General features: G+C 37.4%; 15 protein-coding genes. 10 read left to right on the top strand and 5 right to left on the bottom strand.

The window, feature by feature from the left end; translation table 11 throughout:
- The first annotated feature begins 119 nt into the window (after positions 1-119).
- On the top strand, positions 120-1,082 hold the full coding sequence (locus tag CU635_RS13905; RefSeq protein WP_101577983.1) for an AAA family ATPase: 963 nt from the start codon (positions 120-122) through the stop codon (positions 1,080-1,082).
- 7 nt (positions 1,083-1,089) lie between these two features.
- Complete coding sequence (locus tag CU635_RS13900) at positions 1,090-3,633, top strand: S8 family peptidase (RefSeq protein WP_101577982.1); 2,544 nt, start codon at positions 1,090-1,092, stop codon at positions 3,631-3,633.
- 1,204 nt (positions 3,634-4,837) lie between these two features.
- Here the strand turns inward: CU635_RS13900 and CU635_RS23105 are convergent.
- Entirely contained in the window at positions 4,838-5,041 is a 204-nt protein-coding gene (locus tag CU635_RS23105) for a hypothetical protein (protein WP_142383175.1), read from the bottom strand.
- A 14-nt stretch (positions 5,042-5,055) separates the two neighbouring features.
- On the opposite strand from CU635_RS23105, the gene CU635_RS13895 reads away from it, so the two are divergent.
- On the top strand, positions 5,056-5,250 hold the full coding sequence (locus tag CU635_RS13895) for a hypothetical protein (protein ID WP_101577981.1): 195 nt from the start codon (positions 5,056-5,058) through the stop codon (positions 5,248-5,250).
- 2,242 nt (positions 5,251-7,492) lie between these two features.
- Positions 7,493-8,122, top strand: a complete 630-nt coding sequence (locus tag CU635_RS13885) for a hypothetical protein (protein ID WP_142382829.1) — start codon at positions 7,493-7,495, stop codon at positions 8,120-8,122.
- A 309-nt stretch (positions 8,123-8,431) separates the two neighbouring features.
- Here CU635_RS13885 and CU635_RS23390 read toward each other — a convergent pair whose 3' ends face one another.
- The 3 genes from CU635_RS23390 to CU635_RS13875 all read right to left on the bottom strand — a co-directional run bounded on the left by CU635_RS23390 (position 8,432) and on the right by CU635_RS13875 (position 11,396).
- Positions 8,432-8,596: a hypothetical protein gene (locus tag CU635_RS23390; protein WP_180956566.1), complete on the bottom strand. Its 165-nt coding sequence runs from the start codon at positions 8,594-8,596 to the stop codon at positions 8,432-8,434.
- A 12-nt stretch (positions 8,597-8,608) separates the two neighbouring features.
- Positions 8,609-9,010 carry a hypothetical protein gene (locus CU635_RS13880; protein ID WP_101577978.1) on the bottom strand — a complete coding sequence of 134 codons (402 nt, stop codon included), beginning with the start codon at positions 9,008-9,010 and terminating at the stop codon, positions 8,609-8,611.
- Between the two features lie 568 nt (positions 9,011-9,578).
- Entirely contained in the window at positions 9,579-11,396 is a 1,818-nt protein-coding gene (locus CU635_RS13875) for a sigma-54-dependent transcriptional regulator (RefSeq protein WP_180956565.1), read from the bottom strand.
- A gap of 163 nt (positions 11,397-11,559) precedes the next feature.
- Between CU635_RS13875 and CU635_RS13870 the strand changes: the two genes are divergently transcribed.
- From CU635_RS13870 to CU635_RS13845, 6 genes are all read left to right on the top strand, one after another.
- The gene (locus CU635_RS13870; RefSeq protein WP_101577976.1) at positions 11,560-12,804 is read left to right on the top strand and encodes a four-carbon acid sugar kinase family protein; all 1,245 of its coding nucleotides are present in this window, start codon (positions 11,560-11,562) and stop codon (positions 12,802-12,804) included.
- Positions 12,788-13,945, top strand: coding sequence for an iron-containing alcohol dehydrogenase (locus CU635_RS13865; RefSeq protein ID WP_101577975.1), 1,158 nt, complete (start codon positions 12,788-12,790; stop codon positions 13,943-13,945). Before CU635_RS13870 ends, CU635_RS13865 begins: the two co-directional genes overlap by 17 nt.
- An 11-nt stretch (positions 13,946-13,956) precedes the next feature.
- Positions 13,957-14,856, top strand: coding sequence for a 4-hydroxy-tetrahydrodipicolinate synthase (gene dapA / locus CU635_RS13860; protein WP_101577974.1), 900 nt, complete (start codon positions 13,957-13,959; stop codon positions 14,854-14,856).
- Between the two features lie 13 nt (positions 14,857-14,869).
- Positions 14,870-15,898 carry a 4-hydroxythreonine-4-phosphate dehydrogenase PdxA gene (gene pdxA, locus CU635_RS13855; protein WP_101577973.1) on the top strand — a complete coding sequence of 343 codons (1,029 nt, stop codon included), beginning with the start codon at positions 14,870-14,872 and terminating at the stop codon, positions 15,896-15,898.
- A gap of 108 nt (positions 15,899-16,006) precedes the next feature.
- A complete protein-coding gene (locus CU635_RS13850) occupies positions 16,007-17,173 on the top strand; it encodes a sialidase family protein (RefSeq protein WP_101577972.1) in 1,167 nt (388 codons plus the stop codon).
- Between the two features lie 137 nt (positions 17,174-17,310).
- On the top strand, positions 17,311-18,594 hold the full coding sequence (locus CU635_RS13845; protein WP_101577971.1) for an SLC13 family permease: 1,284 nt from the start codon (positions 17,311-17,313) through the stop codon (positions 18,592-18,594).
- A 670-nt stretch (positions 18,595-19,264) separates the two neighbouring features.
- On the opposite strand, the gene CU635_RS13840 is transcribed toward CU635_RS13845, so the two are convergent.
- Positions 19,265-19,942: an SOS response-associated peptidase gene (locus CU635_RS13840; RefSeq protein ID WP_101577970.1), complete on the bottom strand. Its 678-nt coding sequence runs from the start codon at positions 19,940-19,942 to the stop codon at positions 19,265-19,267.
- Between the last annotated feature and the right edge of the window lie 68 nt (positions 19,943-20,010).

Raw genomic sequence — 20,010 nt, 5'->3', positions numbered from 1 at the left:
TTTAACATACAATATAATTTAAGCAAACTTTACCACTATTTTTTGATGCACAAAGGACATATGTGCCTTATATTTGTATTTTTATCATAAGCACTTCTAAAGAAAGTAGGTGAATCCGCATGGCAACAATAGAACAAATTAAAGCTTTAATAAGGGCGCATTTCGATAGTAATGAAGAGAAATTTAAAACTGTTGTTTTGCAAATTGCGGCTCACGAAGCAAAAGTAGGTCATACAGCAAGTGCTCGAGAAATTAAAGAAATAATTCAAAACTCTAAATATGTAAACAAAAATAAGGTTGTAGCATTAAATAACCGATTAGATATTCTTGAGCAGAAGATGACTCATGTTCATATATCTGATTTAATTGTTTCCGTTGAGATAGAAGAGAAAATCAAACGTGTTATCAATGAGTATCACAAAAAAGATCTTTTAAGAAAAAATGGACTTATGAACCGTTCAAAACTTTTACTTGCAGGTGATCCCGGCACAGGAAAAACCATGACTGCTTCAGTCATAGCGAATGAGTTATATTTACCGCTTTATGTAATACAATTTGATCGGCTGATAACGAAATACATGGGGGAAACAAGTGCAAAACTTCGACAAGTTTTTGATCAGATAAAGGAAATCCGAGGGGTTTATTTATTTGATGAGTTTGATGCTATAGGGTCAGATAGAAACTTAGATAATGATGTAGGTGAGATGAGAAGGATTTTAAACTCATTTTTACAGAATCTTGAAGATGATGAATCCTATAGTATTATCATTGCAGCAACCAATAATCCAAGAATTTTAGATAATGCTCTGTTTAGACGCTTTGATGATGTGATGGAATATAAAAATCCTGATATCGAACAAATCACAAGGTTATTTAAGATGAAGCTTCATGGCAAAGCATCTAATGATATTTTTACAGATGATGTGTACAAATTGGCTCAAGGATTAAATCACGCAGATATTGTTAAAGCGTGTGAAGAAGCAGTTAAGTATTCTATCTTAGAAGATCGGCTGATTACAAAAAACATACTATTAAATTACATTAAAGATCGAAAAAATCATTATAAATATAAGGAGGCTTAAGCAATAAATGAAATCAAATTTAAGCAACTTATATGTTAGCCAATCCTCCCAAGCGATTGATTACACACCAATTGCCTCCATGGGTGGAAAAAGTAATTACCCTATTAGATCTAGCAGACGTAGCCATGCAGACCGACTAGAAGAAAATTTGAAAAGGGCTTGGGAACAAGCTGAAGAACAGCAGGAAGCATTGGGGGCTGTTTCGGTATCTTCTCGACACGGAGTATATTTAGAAATTAAAGGTCAGGCTGGTTATGACCTTATTACTAAAAGCTTAGAGAATACAGCACAAAAAGTTAGAATTTGTAATATAAAAAATGAAAATGATAGTGAGGAGCAGAACGTTGTAAGCTCTACTGTTTTTGTCCCTGAAAACCAAAGGGATTTTTTTATAAAAAAATTAAATAAATACAAAGAGACAGAGAATAAAGAAGAAGTAATCGGAACAATAGAAAGTATTAATCTTGCAATGGTCGATGCTCTCTGGATGAGCGATAAAAATGAACTACCCAACGAAATTCCGAAATGGTGTGAAGTGTGGCTAATGTACGATATGAAAGAGGACGTAGACACCATTATCGATGAATTTTTTCAAATTTGTGATGAAAGAAATGTCCAGCACAAGAATCAAAGAATAGTATTTCCAGAGAGAATTGTATTAGGAGTAAGTGCCAATAAGCAGCGGTTATCAGAATTGCAATGGTTAAGTTCCAGAATTGCTGAATTTAGAATTATGGTTACCCCAACGGGTTTTTTTGATCAGCTTTCTGAATTAGATCAAAGAGATTTTGTAAAAGATTTAGTAGAAAGACTAGATGTCTCAGCGCAGTCCAATACTTCAGTCTGTTTACTTGATACAGGTGTTAATAATGGGCATGATTTGCTATCGCCACTTTTAACAGATGAAAATATGCATGCAGTAGATCCTGCAAAAGGTGTGTATGACATTGCTGATCATGGTACAAGAATGGCTGGAATTGCATCTTACTTTACCCTTGAAGATAAACTTGAAAATACTAATCCTATAGTAATTAATCACTTTTTAGAGTCTGTAAAATTATTTGACCGTAGTGATGATAATCAACGAGAATTGTATGGTTATGTTACTGAAAGTGCTATTAGCTTAGCGGAAATACAAAATCCTGAGACTAATAGAGCCATTTGTATGGCTGTTACGGCTCCCACCAATACACTTAAAGGTGATGGGCGACCTTCTTCATGGTCAGGAGCGATTGATACCATTATTTCAGGTGCAAATGAAATTGAGGTAACGGATATAAAAAGAAAGCTTATGTTCATTTCTGCAGGAAATACATCCGTTCCAGAGATTATCGAATCAGGTGATGTAAAAACTGCTGTCACCAACCATGCAATTGAAGATCCTGCACAAGCTTGGAATGCTATTACTGTAGGTGCTTATACAGGCAAATACCAAATACCTGAAGAATTAAGTGGTGCATTTCAACCAGTTGTGAAACCTGGATGTTTCTCACCATTTACCTCTAGCTCACTTACGTGGAGTATTAAATGGCCGGTGAAACCGGATATAGTTTTAGAGGGTGGGAATTTAGCTTATGATAAAAATTCTAATTTTTATTCGGAATTACCAGAACTACAACTCTTGACGACAAGTAAAGATGCTGTGACGGGTAAATCATTCGATACAGTTAGTATGACAAGTTCTGCAACAGCACAAGCGGCATGGATGGGTGCGAATATTCAACATCATTATCCTGAACTTTGGCCAGAAACGATAAGAGCTTTAATTATTCACTCAGCTGAATGGACAGATGCTATGAAAAACGCTTGTTTTGAGAATAATCCTCCAAAAAGAATGGATTATAGAAATTTATTGAGAACTTGTGGATATGGTGTGCCAAATCTGTCGAAAGCACTTTGGAGTGTATCTAATAGAGTTAATCTTATTATAGAAGATGTAATTCAACCGTTTTATAAGAAGGATAGCGGAAGCATTACTTCAAAAGAAATGCATATTCATAATATACCCTGGCCAGATGATGTGTTACTTAGCCTGGAAGATAAAAATGTAAAGATGCGAGTTACATTGTCTTATTTTATTGAACCAGGGCCTGGAGAAGTTGGTTGGAAAGATAAATATCGATACCCTTCTTGTGGCCTGCAGTTTGATGTGAATAATTCAACTGAGGATCAAGATAATTTCTTGAAGAGAATTAATAAGGCTATGAGAGATGATGAAGAAGATAAAGGTGATGTGAAAAACGATAGCAGCCGTTGGGTTATCGGGCTATCTAATAGAAATGTAGGATCCGTTCATTCTGATATTTGGGAAGGAACAGCAAGTGAATTAAGTCAAAGTAATCAAATAGCTGTTTATCCAATAACAGGCTGGTGGAAACTTAGAACAAACTTAAAGAAATATAATTCAAAGATTAGATATTCTTTAGTAGTAAGTATTGAAGCACCTGAGACAGAGGTTGATTTATATTCTGTGATAAAAAATAAAATTGAATCTAAAATTAATGTTGGAAATCGTACTATTGTATCTACAGAAGTTACATATAGAAAATAAATGTTACTTGATACACAAAGTTAAAAACACGAAAGCGCAGGGATGATTCTTGCGCTTCTTTACATTGTTTCACCGCCTGTCACCATCCGAGTTCTAAACAAGATCAGAAAGTCTAAACAGGACATCTGCTCTTAATTTTTTAGCACAGGGACGGTTATTTTGCGTCTTTTCTGTTAGAAAAATGGTAGAATAGTTAGTGATACTCGCATCGAGGTGTGAATTGATTACAGCCAACGAAATATACAACTAATGACATAGTTTTTACCACAGAACGACAATAAGCGTACTGAGGAATGAAAGACTGTTTACCACTTCAAAACTTCTGATGATAAAAGAAAAAAAACATAGTTTTGAGAATCAATTGCTTTACGAATTTGGATGATTTTTACTAATGTAAGTATCCTGCAAACAAGGCCGGATTATTGAGTAGTTTTATATTACGTAGTACAAGGATACTATGAAATAAAAAACTAATATTCCACAAACGGGCGCCATTTAGTGGAAGAAGGATCACAGGAATTAACAAACTTTTTTACAAAGAGTAATTCAATTGAATATATTAAGAGCGTATTTTGATTAATCTTTTTTCAAAGCACGCTCTTTCTTTTTGTTCGTTTATCAAGGTTATTAGTATTGATTTGATCAAACTTTATTCTAAAGCAACAATAGCAATCGTTATCAACCTTTCTTTTTGTTTAGTCGGTTGGAATTTCTGACCGTATTTTTCGGATTTATGGCGTCAGTATAAGGTGATGATTATTTGCTGCGTGTTCTATCGGTCGAGTGGAAAGTTCGACTGGTTTTGGATTTTGCTTTTATGCGGAAAGGCGCAAGCGTTTCTTGTCCGGTATTTCGGACTGGTGTGTGTACAGATTTGTCTTTCATGTGCGTACGGAAAGGCACAAGCGTTTCAGGAAGTGCATGGCGGGTGTCAGCCCGTTGGTTTTGCCGGAGCGAAATGGGGACCACGGTTGGTCGCCATTTTGTGCAGGAGCGCACTTCAATGATTAGGAATGACCGAATAGGGAGTTCCGAATGAGCACCCGAAACGAAGTGGAGGGCAAGGAAGGATATGCGCAAGCATATCATGACGCAGTAAGGGGGACGGTCAGCTATGCTGACTGACAAATGAGCGAAGCGAGGCTTGTCATACATCCCCCTTATGCTCTTTCCCCGATACCGCACCGTAATTCCGCCGCGTATATCAAACCATACTCAATCCATTGCGGCGACTAGCGTTGCGACATACCAGGGCGACATCCGCCCCGAGTTCCCAAGGAACTCCGCCCCCGATAAACCGCGCCGTTATGCGATCAGCCGAGTTCCATCGGCCAGCCCACCAACAAAACAGCGTATGACGAGTTCCAGGGCGGTTCCCGGCACGATCTGCGCCCCGAAATCTCTCCATGAGGGGCAATATTCGTGCTGGAGTTGCGGGGCGGGATTCGGCTCAAAGGCGCCCAGGAGCTGTCACGAAATCAGGTAGAGGGGAAGCTGCCAAAAAGGAAGATAGATCGGCGGACTGAAAGGGAGCGGATCGTCAGGAGAAGACCTGCAGGAAATGGGATCTGGAGTCCGACAGCGTGGACGACGCGAGGCGGTTGTATGTCAAAATAATCGAACGTGTACGCACATGTGCGAGCAAAAAAAGGCAGGAAAAACCACCGAGCGGAGGAAGGCTCCGCGCTGCTTGGACAAAGGATCTTTACGTGAATTCTTGGCGGGAAGCCCGGAGCGGTTATACGAGCGAAAGCGAGAGAAGGCAGGAGAGACCACCGACGGGCGCGGGACCCGCCTAGAAGGCGCGCGCTGCTCTTATAAGGCTGTCAGAAGGGGCTCTGAGAGCTCTGTTCACACCAGAAAAGGGGTCAGGGTCTGCTGACAAAAAAAAGAACGTACTCTCATACCGAGAGTCGGTCCGGTATTCCGGTGCGGTCAGGCGATCCACCTCTGGTTTTCAAAATAAAATGAACCTCGTCTGCTCGCCAAAAAGAAAACCGACATCCGTTGAAACGGTTACCGGTTCAATATTTTAGTATTTTTATTCGTGAAGTATCGGACAATTCTATTCAGCTACTGTGCCGTAAACATTGTGCGTATCCCTGGCACATTCCATATCACAGCCGAACGCATAATCATACCGTACGGCACGGCTTACGCACCCTATACTCATGGCATACCACACCGCATACCTATCACTTGGGTATATATGCCATCTCACACGGCATACGTATACGGTGTTATATACCGTGCAGATGTCCGATAGATCAGGGATGTTTACACGCCGTTTCACATGAGATGCGTATGATGAGCGACATGCGGTGTGACCCTTTATCCGGTTTGGTACGCCGTACCGATTTCCTGTGCGCAGTGTTTGTCACAGCGTACGTATGCTGTGTGACATGCCATACCTTTAAAAGAAGCAGGATCCGAGGAAAGTCAATTGATCTTCAGAAACAATCAATCGGGATCCAGCAACTTTAGCTGCTTTGTTCAAAACTCCCTGCATATAATCTCCTTGCTTATTTTGAAGAACCCATCACTTGGATCATTTCAGGAATTATTTTCCTTCTCACTTCTATTTACGAATTTGCTTCGCTCATTTCAATCAGCATGGGAGCAGAAAATCAGTTTGGATCTGGAAGGCCGGGAGAATGGGCCGAGGACGGTGCAACTGTCAGCGGACGTTTTGCGATATGAACCCTTAATCCGGAAGTATGCGGAACAAAACGGGATCGGTGAATATATCGGACTTATCATGCCCTCATTCAACAAGAGTCGGGTGGAAGACATCTAGATGACAAAGACTTCACTGATCTTTATCAAACAGCAAGGATGGAAGATTGATGACGTTGAGTATGTCGGTCAATTAACCGGGCGTTAATTAGAGATAAACACATTGAATATGTAAACGCTTTCATTTATAATGAATATAGGTGGGGTAGCAATTGTGGCTATCACGGTATCAAGCGTAGGTGGAGCTGATACTGAAAATTTTACGGGGTACATTATTTAATAGATAACTAATTTGTGTGAATAAGAGGATCATAGTGTGGGAAGAATAATACTAAGGAATTCAATTGAAGGGGGTATTTAATTGTCAGGGGAAAGAACATCACCATTGTCGGATTTCATTAACGGGGATCGGTTTGAACTACATTCATATGTGGCGTATTTATTTAAGGTAGTATCTGAGTATGTCCCATCAAAACTTGAGATGAAACCAATGGATTCAAAATTGGAGTAATTAAAATTATTTTAAGTATGATTAGCCGATAAAAGAAATTGAGGATTCCGTAGTTGCAGAAAAAGAAGAATATAAAAATCTAATGATTGCATTCGCTTTGTTGAGGATTTAGCTCCCTACATTAATCAAAATAATAATTAACATAGAGACAGAGAGCTGTTTGAATAAAGTAATGACTTTTCTAATATGGAAGGTCATTTTTTTATTATCACTTTTGTGCATAGATATTGATTTACAATAATGTCAATAAAAATAAAAAAGTTGTTTGAAAATCCTTATGTCACTGCATAGAAGGTTAGTTCAAGAAGGAAAATCTCGTTTTATAAAGAAATTAGGAAGTAAAGCACAAAAAGAAGATCAAAGAAATCAGTAATAATACTATTCAAAAACATAGGGGATATCGTTATGAAAAAAATACACTTTAACTAATAGTTGAACATATTGAATTTGATACAGAAGAACAGAAAGTAGAACTTGAATTATTAGAAAGTTATACATTTTCCAGTGATAAAATAAATAGTCAAGAAATTGAAGAACTATTTATCAAGCTTATTGAAATAAAAGGTGACTGGATTGCTTACGATCTAGACGAAGATAATCAAAATATTTTTTGTGGATATGTTCCTAATATACCCATACTTTGAAGGTAAGAAAGAAGGAAATATCCCTAAAACTATTTATGAAATAGTTCATGAATTTGTTGTTAATAAGCGGTATGAAGACATAACAAATATGTATTCAAAAGATGAAGAAATAGATAGTGAGGGCTATCTGTTAAAAATAAGAGAAGGTGATGGATCGGAATATAATATTGAGGAAATAAAGAAAAAGCTTACCGACGCAGAATTAGACTACGAGATTGTGGCTACTAAGCAGAAAAGAGTAGAAATTGGTGCAGGCGATCTTATGTCAGAAGTGTTTATTTATGTAAGAGATGCTTCAGCTTCTGGAATAACATGGGACGTTCTAAAAGGTGCACTTATGTATGGCATTGGAACTGCTCATGCTAGTACAAGTGATAAACTTTTGATAAAAGTAGTCGATAGAATTAATTTCAAAAGACTGCGAAAAGATGTAGCATTGAGATTAAACATTGATTCAAGAAATATTACATTAATAGATATGCACTATAGTGAAGAAAAACAAGAATCATATTACGTATTCAAATGTGATGAATGGACAGTTAATTTAATTTGTGACAAAAATAAGGTCATTTCTGAATTTAATGCAGAAGAATTCTGAACTATTATGGATGTAATTTGAAACAATTTTAAAGATCCTTGCTACATACAGAATGTAACAAGGATCTTATCTTTTCAATCAATATTCAATAATTTTATTATCTCTATATACATTTTAAACTACTGATATTGTATTGAGTCGGCGATCATTTATAATCCGACTTTCGGCGCGGTTTTACCGGTGTAGATACAACTTGGTTCTTTATTATTTACTACAATCCATACAATACACCAATTATTAATAAAGTAATCATTCATTTCTCACGTTCTAAGCTGTTAGTAAACCAAAACTAGAGCAATAAAAAATTTATTATGCTTTACCAAATAGAAAAAAACAACAACATACAGCGTATATTAATGCAATAATAGGATGGCCTGTCACACCAGCTACACATGCAGTAACTATTGATGTAAAAACCATTACTCCAAAAGCTATTTCAGCTCTTTTGTAGGCTTTTCTAATATGTGGTTTCACATTTACACCACCTTAAAAAAGAATATATGTACATACAAATACCGTTATCAACAGCAAATTGAATAGGGATACTCCCCAAAATACCTTAGCAAGACCATTTAAATACTTCTTGGTATATCCTCCGGGAGGACCACCAGATCTTCTCGAAGTTTTTGAATTACCGTTCGATTTATATTGGGCAGGCATTGCTAGTCCTGCACTTGGCTTACTTTTATCGAAACCCCCAGTAGGACTCCATGTATGTTTGCATCTAAAACAATTTAATACTACCTTATTTTTCCCATGCAAACCAGCTAAAGCACCAAGTGAACCAATCGTTATAACCCCAATTACTGCCTTTCCTACACTAAATCCCTTTTCCCCGGCGTAAAGCTGGTCACTAGCACACTTAGGACACCTAATAACTTCAGTCATAATTTCACCACCTGCTATCTTCCTGTTTTCTCTTACTATATATCGGCATTTAATTAATCTCATAAAATGAAAAACGCACATGCATGTAGTCACAGTTTAAGGAGGATGTGTCCCAGGAACAGAACACCGAGAACAATGTCCTGCAATTCTTAATGGGGCAGAAGTGATTCAAGAATTGTTAGATCATATAGCCACGTCAAGAACAGTTTATTCAAAAGTTTTGCAACGGTTAGACGAACAGCAAAATTACATAGAAGAAAGGTTTACATACTGGTGATGATCTCGTGATGCAGTGATTAAGAGAGTCCCTGCAAACAAAAAATCTCTTCCTAGAAGCCAAAGAGGCTCAGCAAGAGAAGGAGCAACGTTTATTTAATTTTTTCAATAAGACACTGTGATTTCGCCATTATTTTAAAAAAAGATTCAACGATATTCCGAACTCAATAGTCGTTAGGGAAAAAATGTCTCTATTCGTTATTTGAAATCTGGTTTTAGAAATGGGTGTCGTAAAAGATTGCTCCGTTTAATTTCTTAAGACTTTTATCGTATGGTGTTAAGTGTAACTCACTTATAGCCTATTTTGATAACCTTTGCCCAGGGATTTATTTAAATATCTCCATAACGTTGTTCGACTGATGCCAAGCTGCTCAGCTGCTAAAGTTTGGTTGCCATTATGTTGATCAAGGACTAGTTTGATCATATCCAAATTAAATTCATGTAATGTTTTGCTGCTGTTAAATGAAATATTCATTCCATCTTCTGAATGGGAAATATTTTCATTAATGTTTTGTTTGCCCAGTATACTATTGACATTATTACTCGTTATATAACGCGATTTAGATAAGTATACTAATTCAGTTAGTACTTGTTTTAATTGTTGGAAATTACCTGGCCAATTATATTGTGAAAGAGCAGCCAGAGCATTGGGCTCGTACCCGATAATATCGGTATTGTTTTCAATATTCACCTTATTTAAAAATATTGTTAAAATAGCCGATATCTCATTTTTTCTTTCTCTTAATGTAGGCAGAAGAAAACTTATACAATTCATTCGATTCATTAATTCTTTATAGAATTTTGATGTAATCCCATCAGATGTTTTTTCGCAAAAAAATATCAATCGATTATTTATGTGTAAGTTAGTAGATTGCATAGTCGTGATTAACTTTTCGAAGTTTTCATTTGAAATTTTATCAAAGTAATTAAACTGGATTGTATTCCCAACTTCAAGGAAAGGGCCGTTACTTGTGTTTAAAAGGTGTTTCCACATTGTATCATTTAGTAAATTGGAATTAATCGTTACCAATGTATTATTGTTATTATTTTGACTGGTGAATACACTTTGAGCAACGATCTCTTTTCCTGTGCCTCTTTCTCCCAGTACTATAATTGGCGAATTACTTGAATTGATTTGTTTAATTTTCTCGCTAATCTCGACCGTGATAATAGGATTTTTATATAAGTTTTTATTTAATTTTTGTTGCACATCTGACTTATCTTCATATGTAACACCGAATTTAGCGTTCATAATCGGTGTTACAGATTTTTGGACAGTTACAATATAAAAAATATCATCTGTCTTATTTGAAATAGTTACTTTTAAGTTATATAGAGTGGTGTTTACTGAATGATAAAAAGTATGTGATTCATTAAATGGAACAGTCTCTTTTTTATTAAGCAAATAATTATAGATTGAGACATTCATTTGAGAATCTAAACTTGAATAAATCAGCTCAAACTGACTGGATAAGATTAAGCAGTCCGTTTTAAAATTTTCAATGGCTTCTGTAAGTAAGTTATTTTGTAATTTTAATTTTTGAAGATGCATATCTAACTCTATTGCTTGTTCGTATGTACGTTTAATACTTTCGCTTCCTGATGTAATAAGGATTGTATTTAAAGAAATTTCCAGAGCCAGTTTATTCGTGATTGCATCACAAAGAACTAATTCGATTCCTTTTGTTTTCAATGATTTTAGCAGGGCTAAAGTATCACTTGAATCATCTATTGTATATATTTCTACGGAATAGTCTAAGATGTCACAAATTAAATGGGCAGGTTCAGTAATACTTGAATAACCAACAATAGCAAATTTTGAAGTGTAGTTTTTTGCTAGTTTGATCGTTCCTAAAATGTCATAGACAGATATGGAAACATCGATAACCGGTATAGATATGTTTTTCCTGATTAATTCCGCTGTACCTCCTCTTGATATGACGATATCGTAATCGTTGTGAATCACTTCCAGGGCCATATTTTTCCCTTCTTGTAAATCTCCAGTATACGTATGCAGCAAAATGTTAGAGAAAGTAGATCCTACATTTTCCATTGCGTATCTTAACTCTTCGTAAGGTGCTATACCAAGGATCTTTGTGATCTTTTTCATATTTTTTCCCCTCATATGTTTCATTTTTAAACAGTTTAACCTTAATCCCTGATTTATGGTAGCGTTTTCTAAATTAAAGTTTCAAATTGAAACAATTATCATAATTGTCTTATTTTTTAAGGGAGAGTAGACACCTATAATTATAAAGGAAGGTGGTGAACGGATGGTAAGGGTACTTATAATCGCTGACGATTTTACGGGAGCACTTGATACTGGAGTCCAGTTCTCTAATCACGGGGTTAATACTGTAGTAACCTCTGATTTAGGGTTTGAATTTGATGAAGCGACAGATCAAATAGAAGTACTTGTCTTCAATACTGAAACAAGACATTTGAGTAAATGTGAAGCATATCAAGTGATTAAGAAGATAGCCTTAAAAGCTAAAGAAGAAAATATTGAATATATATTTAAAAAAGTTGATTCAGCATTAAGAGGAAATGTTGCTTCTGAGTTAAGAGCGTTGAGTGATGTTTTCAAAGATGTAACAATTCCTTTTTTTTCAGCGTATCCAGAACAAAATCGCTTTAGTCGCGAAGGAATATTACTTATCGATTCAATACCAGTAAATGAAAGTGTTTTTGGACAAGATCCGTACGAACCAGTAACGGAAAGCCATATTCCATCTCTTCTATTTAAAGAAGCGGATTTAAAAACTTATATTACAAAAAAATATGAAATTCCTCCAAAAGAGGAAAGAATTTTGTTAATGGAAAGCCACTCTGATGAGGAGATGTTATCCCAGGGGAAAGAGCTATTAATGAATGGTGCATTAAATATTACGGTGGGGTGCGCGGGGTTTGGTAAAGCATTAGCAACTATCATCTATCAAAACAGGAATACAACTCAAAGGGATATTAATCTTCCATTATTGATTGTAAGTGGAAGTGTTAATCCTGTAACGAAAAAACAAATTGCATTTGCGGAAATGAATGGATTTGAAAGAATATCTTTAACGATGGAACAACTTTCAGATAAACAATATTGGGATACAGTAAAAGGGCAAGAAGATATACATCAATATTTAAAATTTGAAAAACCATTCATGTTTGAAACATTTGGGAATGTATCGGCAGCAAATCTACTACCGGATGAAAGAAATGAACTAAGATTCAGTATAGGACAGTCACTCGGATGCTTAGTAAAGAAACTTATGTCAAAGGGTATTAAGATGACTTTGTTATTTACTGGTGGAGATACATTGTATCAATCTATGAGTGTATTGGGGATTACCGAAATTAAACCTTTGAAGGAATTATTCCCGGGAATTGTTCTTGGAAGCCTTAATTTTAAGGATGAGAAACATTATGTCATTACCAAATCCGGCGGAATGGGTAATGAAGATCTCTTCATTCAATTAAATAAATTAGTTCGTGACAAAGGAGATGTGTATCATGTTAAATCAATATAATTTGAAAATGCCGAAAAATGTGTTTGCAGGACCAGAAGCCATGCAAAACCTAAAAACAATTATAAAAGATGGCGTGGCAAAAATCACAATCTTTACAGGTAAAGACATCCTTAAATTGGGATTGCTGAACGAACTCATCAGCATCATCGAAAACAATCATATCGAGTACGAAATCCTATCTGACATACCATCAGAGCCATCTTACACACAAGCCCAAGAGGTCGTTGATAAATTTAAAGCATTGAACTCTGATTTTATCATCGGAGTCGGCGGGGGGAGTGTGATGGATATAGCAAAATTAGCATCAGTGCTATCCACCGGTGATTATACTGTAAAGGATTTGCTGGACAATCCGCTATTAGCTAAAAAACAAGTGACTTCCTTAATGATTCCTACCACAGCCGGTACAGGATCTGAAGCAACTCCCAATAGCATTGTAGGTGTACCTGAAAAAAATTTAAAAGTTGGTATTGTGAACGGTGAATTAATTGCTGACCATGTTATTTTGGATAGCAGCATGATTAAAAATTTACCTAAATCGATTGCCGCAGCAACAGGAATTGATGCCCTGGCACATGCGATAGAATGTTTTACTTCAAAAAAAGCAAACCCAATCAGCGATACCTTTGCCTTGGAGGCATTGGATTTAATTTTGAATAACATTATCGAAGCTTGCTCAAATCCAGATGCACTTGAAGCAAAGCGTAATATGCTATTAGGTTCTTTCTATGGCGGGGTAGCAATTACTTGCTCAGGGACTACCGCTGTTCATGCCTTGTCTTATCCTTTAGGTGGAAAATATCACATTGCTCATGGTGTATCCAACGCAATCCTGTTGACACCAGTAATGAAGTTCAATGAGCCGGTTATTAAAGACCTCTTGGCTAAAGCGTATGATCGGGTTGCAAAAGAACCAAATAAAGAATTGACAGTAGATGAAAAATCAAAATATATCATTGATTTATTGGAAAACATTGTGACAACACTTGAAATTCCAACCAGCTTAAAGGCTTTCAATGTGCCTGAGGAAGATTTGGAAGGATTGGTCGAGGCCGGAATGCAAGTTCAAAGATTACTCGTGAATAATATGAGAGAAGTAACACCAGAAGATGCCCGCAAAATTTACTTAGAAATTATGTAGGAGTGATCAGGGTGCAAAACAAATTGCAAGGAATCATCTCACCAATTGTAACACCCATGTATGACAATGAAGAAGTGAACTATGAAGAACTAGTAAACCAAGTGAACAGAGTCATTGAGAACGGCGTTCATGGTATTTTCACATTCGGCACTAATGGAGAAGGCTATATTTTAAGCGAAGAAGAAAAAGTGCGTGTCATGGAAACAGTCGTTGCAGCAGTAGCGCGGAGGGTTCCGATCTATGCATCAACTGGATTAGTTGGAACGCAAGATACCATTCGCTTGTCTCTAGAAGCAAAGCGTGTTGGTGTAGACTACCTGTCAATCATTACGCCATATTTTGCAACGGCAACCCAAGAAGAGATTTATACTCATTTTAAAACAGTTGCTGAAGCGGTTGATATGCCAATTGTTTTATACAATATTCCAGCAAGGACAGGGAACACTATTCAACCTGCGACTGTGGAAAGACTAAGTGACATTGACAATATTGTTGGTGTCAAAGATAGCAGCGGAAACTTCGATAATATCCTTCAATATATTGAAAGAACAAGAAATAGAGAAGACTTTTCAGTGCTATCAGGTAATGATTCCTTAATTTTATGGACGTTGCTTGCCGGGGGAACAGGCGGTATTGCAGGATGTTCTAATGTTTATCCGTTTACGATGGCACAAATATACGATCAGTTTGTAAATGGTAATATCGAAGAAGCTCGTAAATATCAAGATTCTATCAGAAGTTTTAGAGATTGCTTTAAATTTGCGAATCCAAACACTGTGGTAAAAACGGCTGTTGCACTGCTAGGTTATCCGGTTGGAAAGTGCCGCGCACCATTCAACCACGTGTGCGACGAAGGAATTGCCGCATTAAAATCAGTGTTAAATGAAAATATTGAAGCAGGGATGAAGTAGTTAGGAGGTCATCATGAAAAAAATTATAGGCATAACGATGGGTGATCCTGCAGGTATCGGACCTGAAATTTCAATTAAAGCTTTTCAAAAGAAAAGCTTATACGAAAAATGTAACCCCTTACTTATTGGAGATAAAAATATTGTAGAGAACTATTTAGAGAACTTTCCAGAGTTCAATCTTAAAGTGAATGCCATTTCTTCACCGGAAGATGGATTGTATGAATGGGGAACAATGGATGTTATTGACTTGGCTTCAATAAATGCAAATGAATTACAGATTGGCAAAGTGTCCAAGGAAGCCGGAAATGCGGCATATCTATATGTTGAAAAAGTCATTGAATTAGCGCTTGAGGGGAAAGTGGCTGCAACCGTTACGAATCCATTGAATAAAGAAGCGTTGAACTTAGCTGGACATCACTTTGCTGGCCATACTGAAATTTATGGACAGCTTACAAAAACGAATAAATTTTCGATGATGCTGGCTGACGGTGATTTACGAGTGGTTCACGTTTCAACGCATGTTTCTTTAAGGCAAGCCTGCGATTTAGTCAAAAAAGAGAGAGTCATAGATGTAATAAGAATTGCTCATCATGCCTGTGTAAACTTGGGTATCGAAAATCCACGGATTGCTGTGGCTGGATTAAATCCACATTGCGGGGAAAATGGATTGTTTGGTAATGAAGAAATAGATGAAATCATCCCTGCTATTGAAGCAGCTAAAAGTGATGGGATTAATGTATTCGGACCCTTGCCTGCAGATACAGTTTTCTCAAAAGTCCGCGGCGGCATGTATGATATCGTTGTGGTTATGTACCATGACCAGGGACATATTCCATTAAAACTATTAGGCTTTGTTTTTGATAAAGAAGAAAATAAATGGAAAGAAGTTTCTGGAGTTAATATTACATTGGGATTACCAATCATCCGGACCTCAGTTGATCATGGAACAGCATTCGATCAAGCAGGCAAGATGACTGCGAGTGAACTTAGTCTTGAAAACGCAGTGGATTACGCGGTGCAGCTGGCAAACAATGCTGATTGAGAAACGAAGTGATCAGTGGACATAAAGCGTTGAAAACATTTAGATAAAGCGACGAAATACAATAAAGCGGTAAAAAATAGCCATTAACCAGAAAGATAGGGTGATAATATGAGTCAATTAATAATTAACGAGTCAAGTTCAGACGGCAAATTATATCATGATGCTTATACAAATATTGATTTTTCTTTAATTCCATCTGGTCCTTTTTCAACCGCGCATGCACCAACTATTATTAAGTTGGATAATGGAGATTTATTATGTGCATGGTTTGCAGGTTCATTTGAAGGCAGTCCCGATATTTCGATCGTATTATCAAAATTTAATCGTGAGACTCAAGAGTGGAATGAACCGAAAATTGTCTCGCAGGATGATACACGCAGCGAGCAAAACCCATCATTTTTCCACGCACCCGATAAATCAGTTTGGTTGATCTATACTTCTCAGGAAGGCCGGCAGCCAGATAAGGATAATATGCAGTTTACATCCATTATTAAATGTCAGAAAACATACGACAATGGTGAAACCTGGACTGAACCGGAAGTATTATTCAGCCAGCCTGGCACATTTGCCCGCCAAGCTATTCAAGTATTAAGTAATGGCAGATGGATCTTCAGTACGTGGGTATGTGAGGACTCAGAATTTGGTCTTACAAACGACCCTACAGTATTTCAAGTATCAGATGATGAAGGATTAACATGGAAAGAAGTACGCATGCCTGAAAGTAACGGACGAGTGCATGCCAATGTTATCGAATTGGAAGATGGCCATTTAGTGGCATTTATGAGAAGTAGATTCGCGGATTATATCTATAGAAGTGAGTCAACGGATTTTGGTGATTCCTGGACAGTGCCTGAGCCGACCACCTTACCAAATAATAATGCAAGTATAAGTGCAATCAAACTGGATAACGGGGCAATTGCGATTGTCTATAATGCAAGCGCTACCAATAATCCTGTTAAAGGTAAAGTAGCATGGCCTGGATTAAGGAACCCGGTAGTGGTTTCAGTGACTGAAGATGGCGGAAATACTTGGCCAATCGGCCGGATCATTGAGCACGCAGAAGGTTTCATTGGCGCAGAGAATAAAACGAATAATTCACAATTTGAATATCCTACTATCTATCAAGACGCAGAAGGACATTTACATTTAGTATACGCATATAAGAATAGACTGTGTGTAAAATATAACAGTTTTTCAGTTGAAGATATATATGGTGCTAAACGCGAAAGTGAAGGCGTTTATAATCCTACATCTGGAGAAATAAGGAGATTTTAAGGCTTTAGGTTCTTCGCCATAACTTTTTGTGGTGAAGAACCAGTTAACACATCATTATAGTTGATAGTCTCATTGATTAAAGGGCTTTATAAAGAATTTTAAACAAAAAATGGATTATGAAGAGAGGAGAACAAAACATGACATTGCAAATGATTCTTGCCCTTGGCATCTTGATCCTGATGATAGTCATGATCATGTCAGACAAATTTGCCTTCGGTGCACCACCGGTGTTTGCCTGCCTGCTGCTAGTAGTCACCGGTCTTTCCACTGTTCAGGAGGCTTTCGCAGGTTTCGTGAACCCAAGCGTTATCATGGTCGCTGGTTTTATGGTTGTTATGGCGGGATTAATGAAGACCAGCTTGATTGGTAAAGTTCAGTCCTCAATGCTCGCATTGGTAAATAGAGGCGGTTATAAGAGCTATGCTCTCTTGCTCGTGGTCGTTATGCTTGGTGCCAGTTTAGCAGGTTCCGGTTCCACTGGTTACTATGTTCTGATTCTATCCTTGATATCTACTATTCCTTATAATAAAAAAATGCCTACGTCCAAACTGATGATGCCTTTGGGTTTTGCTACTAACCACCCTTTGCTTCCTTTCAATGTAGCACTATTCTATGGCGTCACTGTCAGTGTACTTGAAACTGCAGGTTACACAGGCGGGATTTCTATGACGAGATTTGCAGTCGTGAATTTCATCCTGTCTCTTGGTTTCTTGGTGTGGAGTTTGGTTGCTTATCGTCTTCTGCCAGATCATCCAATTAGGGAAGAAGAAGTTAATGCATATGATGAGGCTGCGGCTGCGGCTGAAATTGATGTTATGCCTGCATGGAAAGAATACTGTACCATTGCTGCATTTATCATCGGTGTTGTTGGTATGATGCTTATGAACATGCTGGGCAATGCTGCCTTTGTCATTCCTGGCCTTGCTGGAGCATTCTTGCTATTCATCAACGTCCTTGACTTCAGGGAAGTCCGGGATAATATGGGTGCACCTGTAATCATTATGATGGCTGGTGTTATCGGCGTTGCTGATGCTCTGGCTAACTCAGGATTTACAGCTATGATTGGTAAGGAAGTAGCGAATGCATTGGGTACTGGTATCAGTCCATTCATTCTTATCTTAATTTTCGCACTTCTAACTAGTACCTGTGCTACTTTTACTGGTTCAAATATGGGATCTGTATTCATCTTTGCACCAATTGCTATTGCAACCAGCCTGAGCTTGGGAATTAATCCTGCTGCTGCAGCAACTGCAGTTGTTATCTCTGGATGGAACGGCGGTTACATGCCAATCGATGGTATGCCTGCTATGATCTTGGGTATGGGTAAATATAAGCTTCCACAGTTCTGGCTGTACTCAGTACCTATGTACCTGATCCGGATTGTAGCACTATGTGTTGGTGCTATGGTTATGTTCCCGTAAGCTGATAAGGAACTATGAAAAAACTAAACTGAAAGATTTACGTCTTAAGTCTTTTTAAATATCAAATGAACCTCCGTAAAGGATAGCGTCAGGTAGTACCTGAAACAAATTTGTCATGACATGGATTACTCCATCGGCTTTGTTGGCATATTACTATGCTTAGCGAGACCTTTGCCTAATAAATGGGCAAAGGTCTCTTTGTTGTGGAAAACTCCTACTCAGCGCATTTGGAGGGCCATCGTTAAATGCTGGGGTAAATGAGAGTACTATTATCATACAAGCGCTGATTCCTATGGATCCCAGCAGAATTAAAATACCGGCACTGATTCTTATGGTGCCCAGCAGTCTGGCGTACCTGGTGCGTGTCGCTATAGAACTCTAAAAGATGGGGATATCCACTGCCAGAATACTACTGCTCAGGAATGTGATGAAAAAGGAAAGAAATCCGAATATAGATGTTTTAGGTTTTTATCCATTGAGGACTTGTATTAATATCTTTAATTATGCATCCCAGACGGAGGCTTTTTATTTTTGTCTTATCTATGGTTTTCTCTAAAAGTGAATATAAGTGAATGAAAAATAGATATAATCCACAATAAGAAACCCTATAAAAATAGGAGGTTTTTTAGTCAATAACATTCACTTTGTCACTTCGGGAGCAGGAGCTCCCTTAACAGATTTGCTGAATTAAATTGGGTGAATTGTTCTTAGGGGAGTTCACTAAACTGGATACTTGATGAGCTTCCATTAAATCTTCAGAGAGTGGCTTTAATAATTCATTAAGATATTCAGTATCAGTGATTGAAGGGTCCAACCAGGTCCTCTCATCCTCCGGTTTTAATATCACCGGCATCCGATCGTGAATATTGCTCATTAGCTCATTCGGACTAGTCGTAATAACAGTGCAGGAATAAAAGGTCTCACCATCTGGTGATTTCCATTGCTCCCATAAGCCAGCCATAGCGAATAGTTCATCTGTTTTAAGCTTGATGCGCATCGGGGTTTTCGTTTTATCTTCATGACACTTCCATTCATAAAAGCTATCGGCAATCACTAAACAACGCCTTTTTTTATAAGCATTACGAAAGCTGGGTTTTTCAGCTATTGTTTCTGCCCGAGCATTGATCATTTTATAGCCTATTTTCATATCTTTTGCCCATGGTGGGATTAATCCCCAACGCAGGTAGCCAAGTCGGTTTTTCTCTCCATCGTTGATAACAGATAAAACAGAATGTGACGGGGCGACATTATAGCTCGGATTATAAAGTTCTTCTTGAATCGCAGCCTCAATATCGAAACGATCCACAATATCATCGAGTTTAGCAAATAAAGTATAACGGCCACACATACAGGTCACCTCCGGGTTTAGATGGGATTATTGTAGCAATTGATGATGAGTACAAGCAAAAGAGGCAT

The sequence above is a fragment of the Bacillus canaveralius genome (assembly GCF_002860125.1).
In the GTDB taxonomy this organism is placed as follows: domain Bacteria; phylum Bacillota; class Bacilli; order Bacillales; family Cytobacillaceae; genus Bacillus_BJ; species Bacillus_BJ canaveralius.
This window is presented reverse-complemented; position numbering and strand designations above follow the sequence as displayed.

Coding starts and splice junctions, on each gene's coding strand:
- CU635_RS13905 (WP_101577983.1), top strand. CDS start 120: ATGGCAACAATAGAACAAATTAAAGCTTTAATAAGGGCGCATTTCGAT.
- CU635_RS13900 (WP_101577982.1), top strand. CDS start 1,090: ATGAAATCAAATTTAAGCAACTTATATGTTAGCCAATCCTCCCAAGCG.
- CU635_RS23105 (WP_142383175.1), bottom strand. CDS start 5,041: ATGGAGAGATTTCGGGGCGCAGATCGTGCCGGGAACCGCCCTGGAACT.
- CU635_RS13880 (WP_101577978.1), bottom strand. CDS start 9,010: ATGACTGAAGTTATTAGGTGTCCTAAGTGTGCTAGTGACCAGCTTTAC.
- CU635_RS13875 (WP_180956565.1), bottom strand. CDS start 11,396: ATGAAAAAGATCACAAAGATCCTTGGTATAGCACCTTACGAAGAGTTA.
- CU635_RS13870 (WP_101577976.1), top strand. CDS start 11,560: ATGGTAAGGGTACTTATAATCGCTGACGATTTTACGGGAGCACTTGAT.
- CU635_RS13865 (WP_101577975.1), top strand. CDS start 12,788: ATGTTAAATCAATATAATTTGAAAATGCCGAAAAATGTGTTTGCAGGA.
- pdxA (WP_101577973.1), top strand. CDS start 14,870: ATGAAAAAAATTATAGGCATAACGATGGGTGATCCTGCAGGTATCGGA.
- CU635_RS13850 (WP_101577972.1), top strand. CDS start 16,007: ATGAGTCAATTAATAATTAACGAGTCAAGTTCAGACGGCAAATTATAT.
- CU635_RS13845 (WP_101577971.1), top strand. CDS start 17,311: ATGACATTGCAAATGATTCTTGCCCTTGGCATCTTGATCCTGATGATA.
- CU635_RS13840 (WP_101577970.1), bottom strand. CDS start 19,942: ATGTGTGGCCGTTATACTTTATTTGCTAAACTCGATGATATTGTGGAT.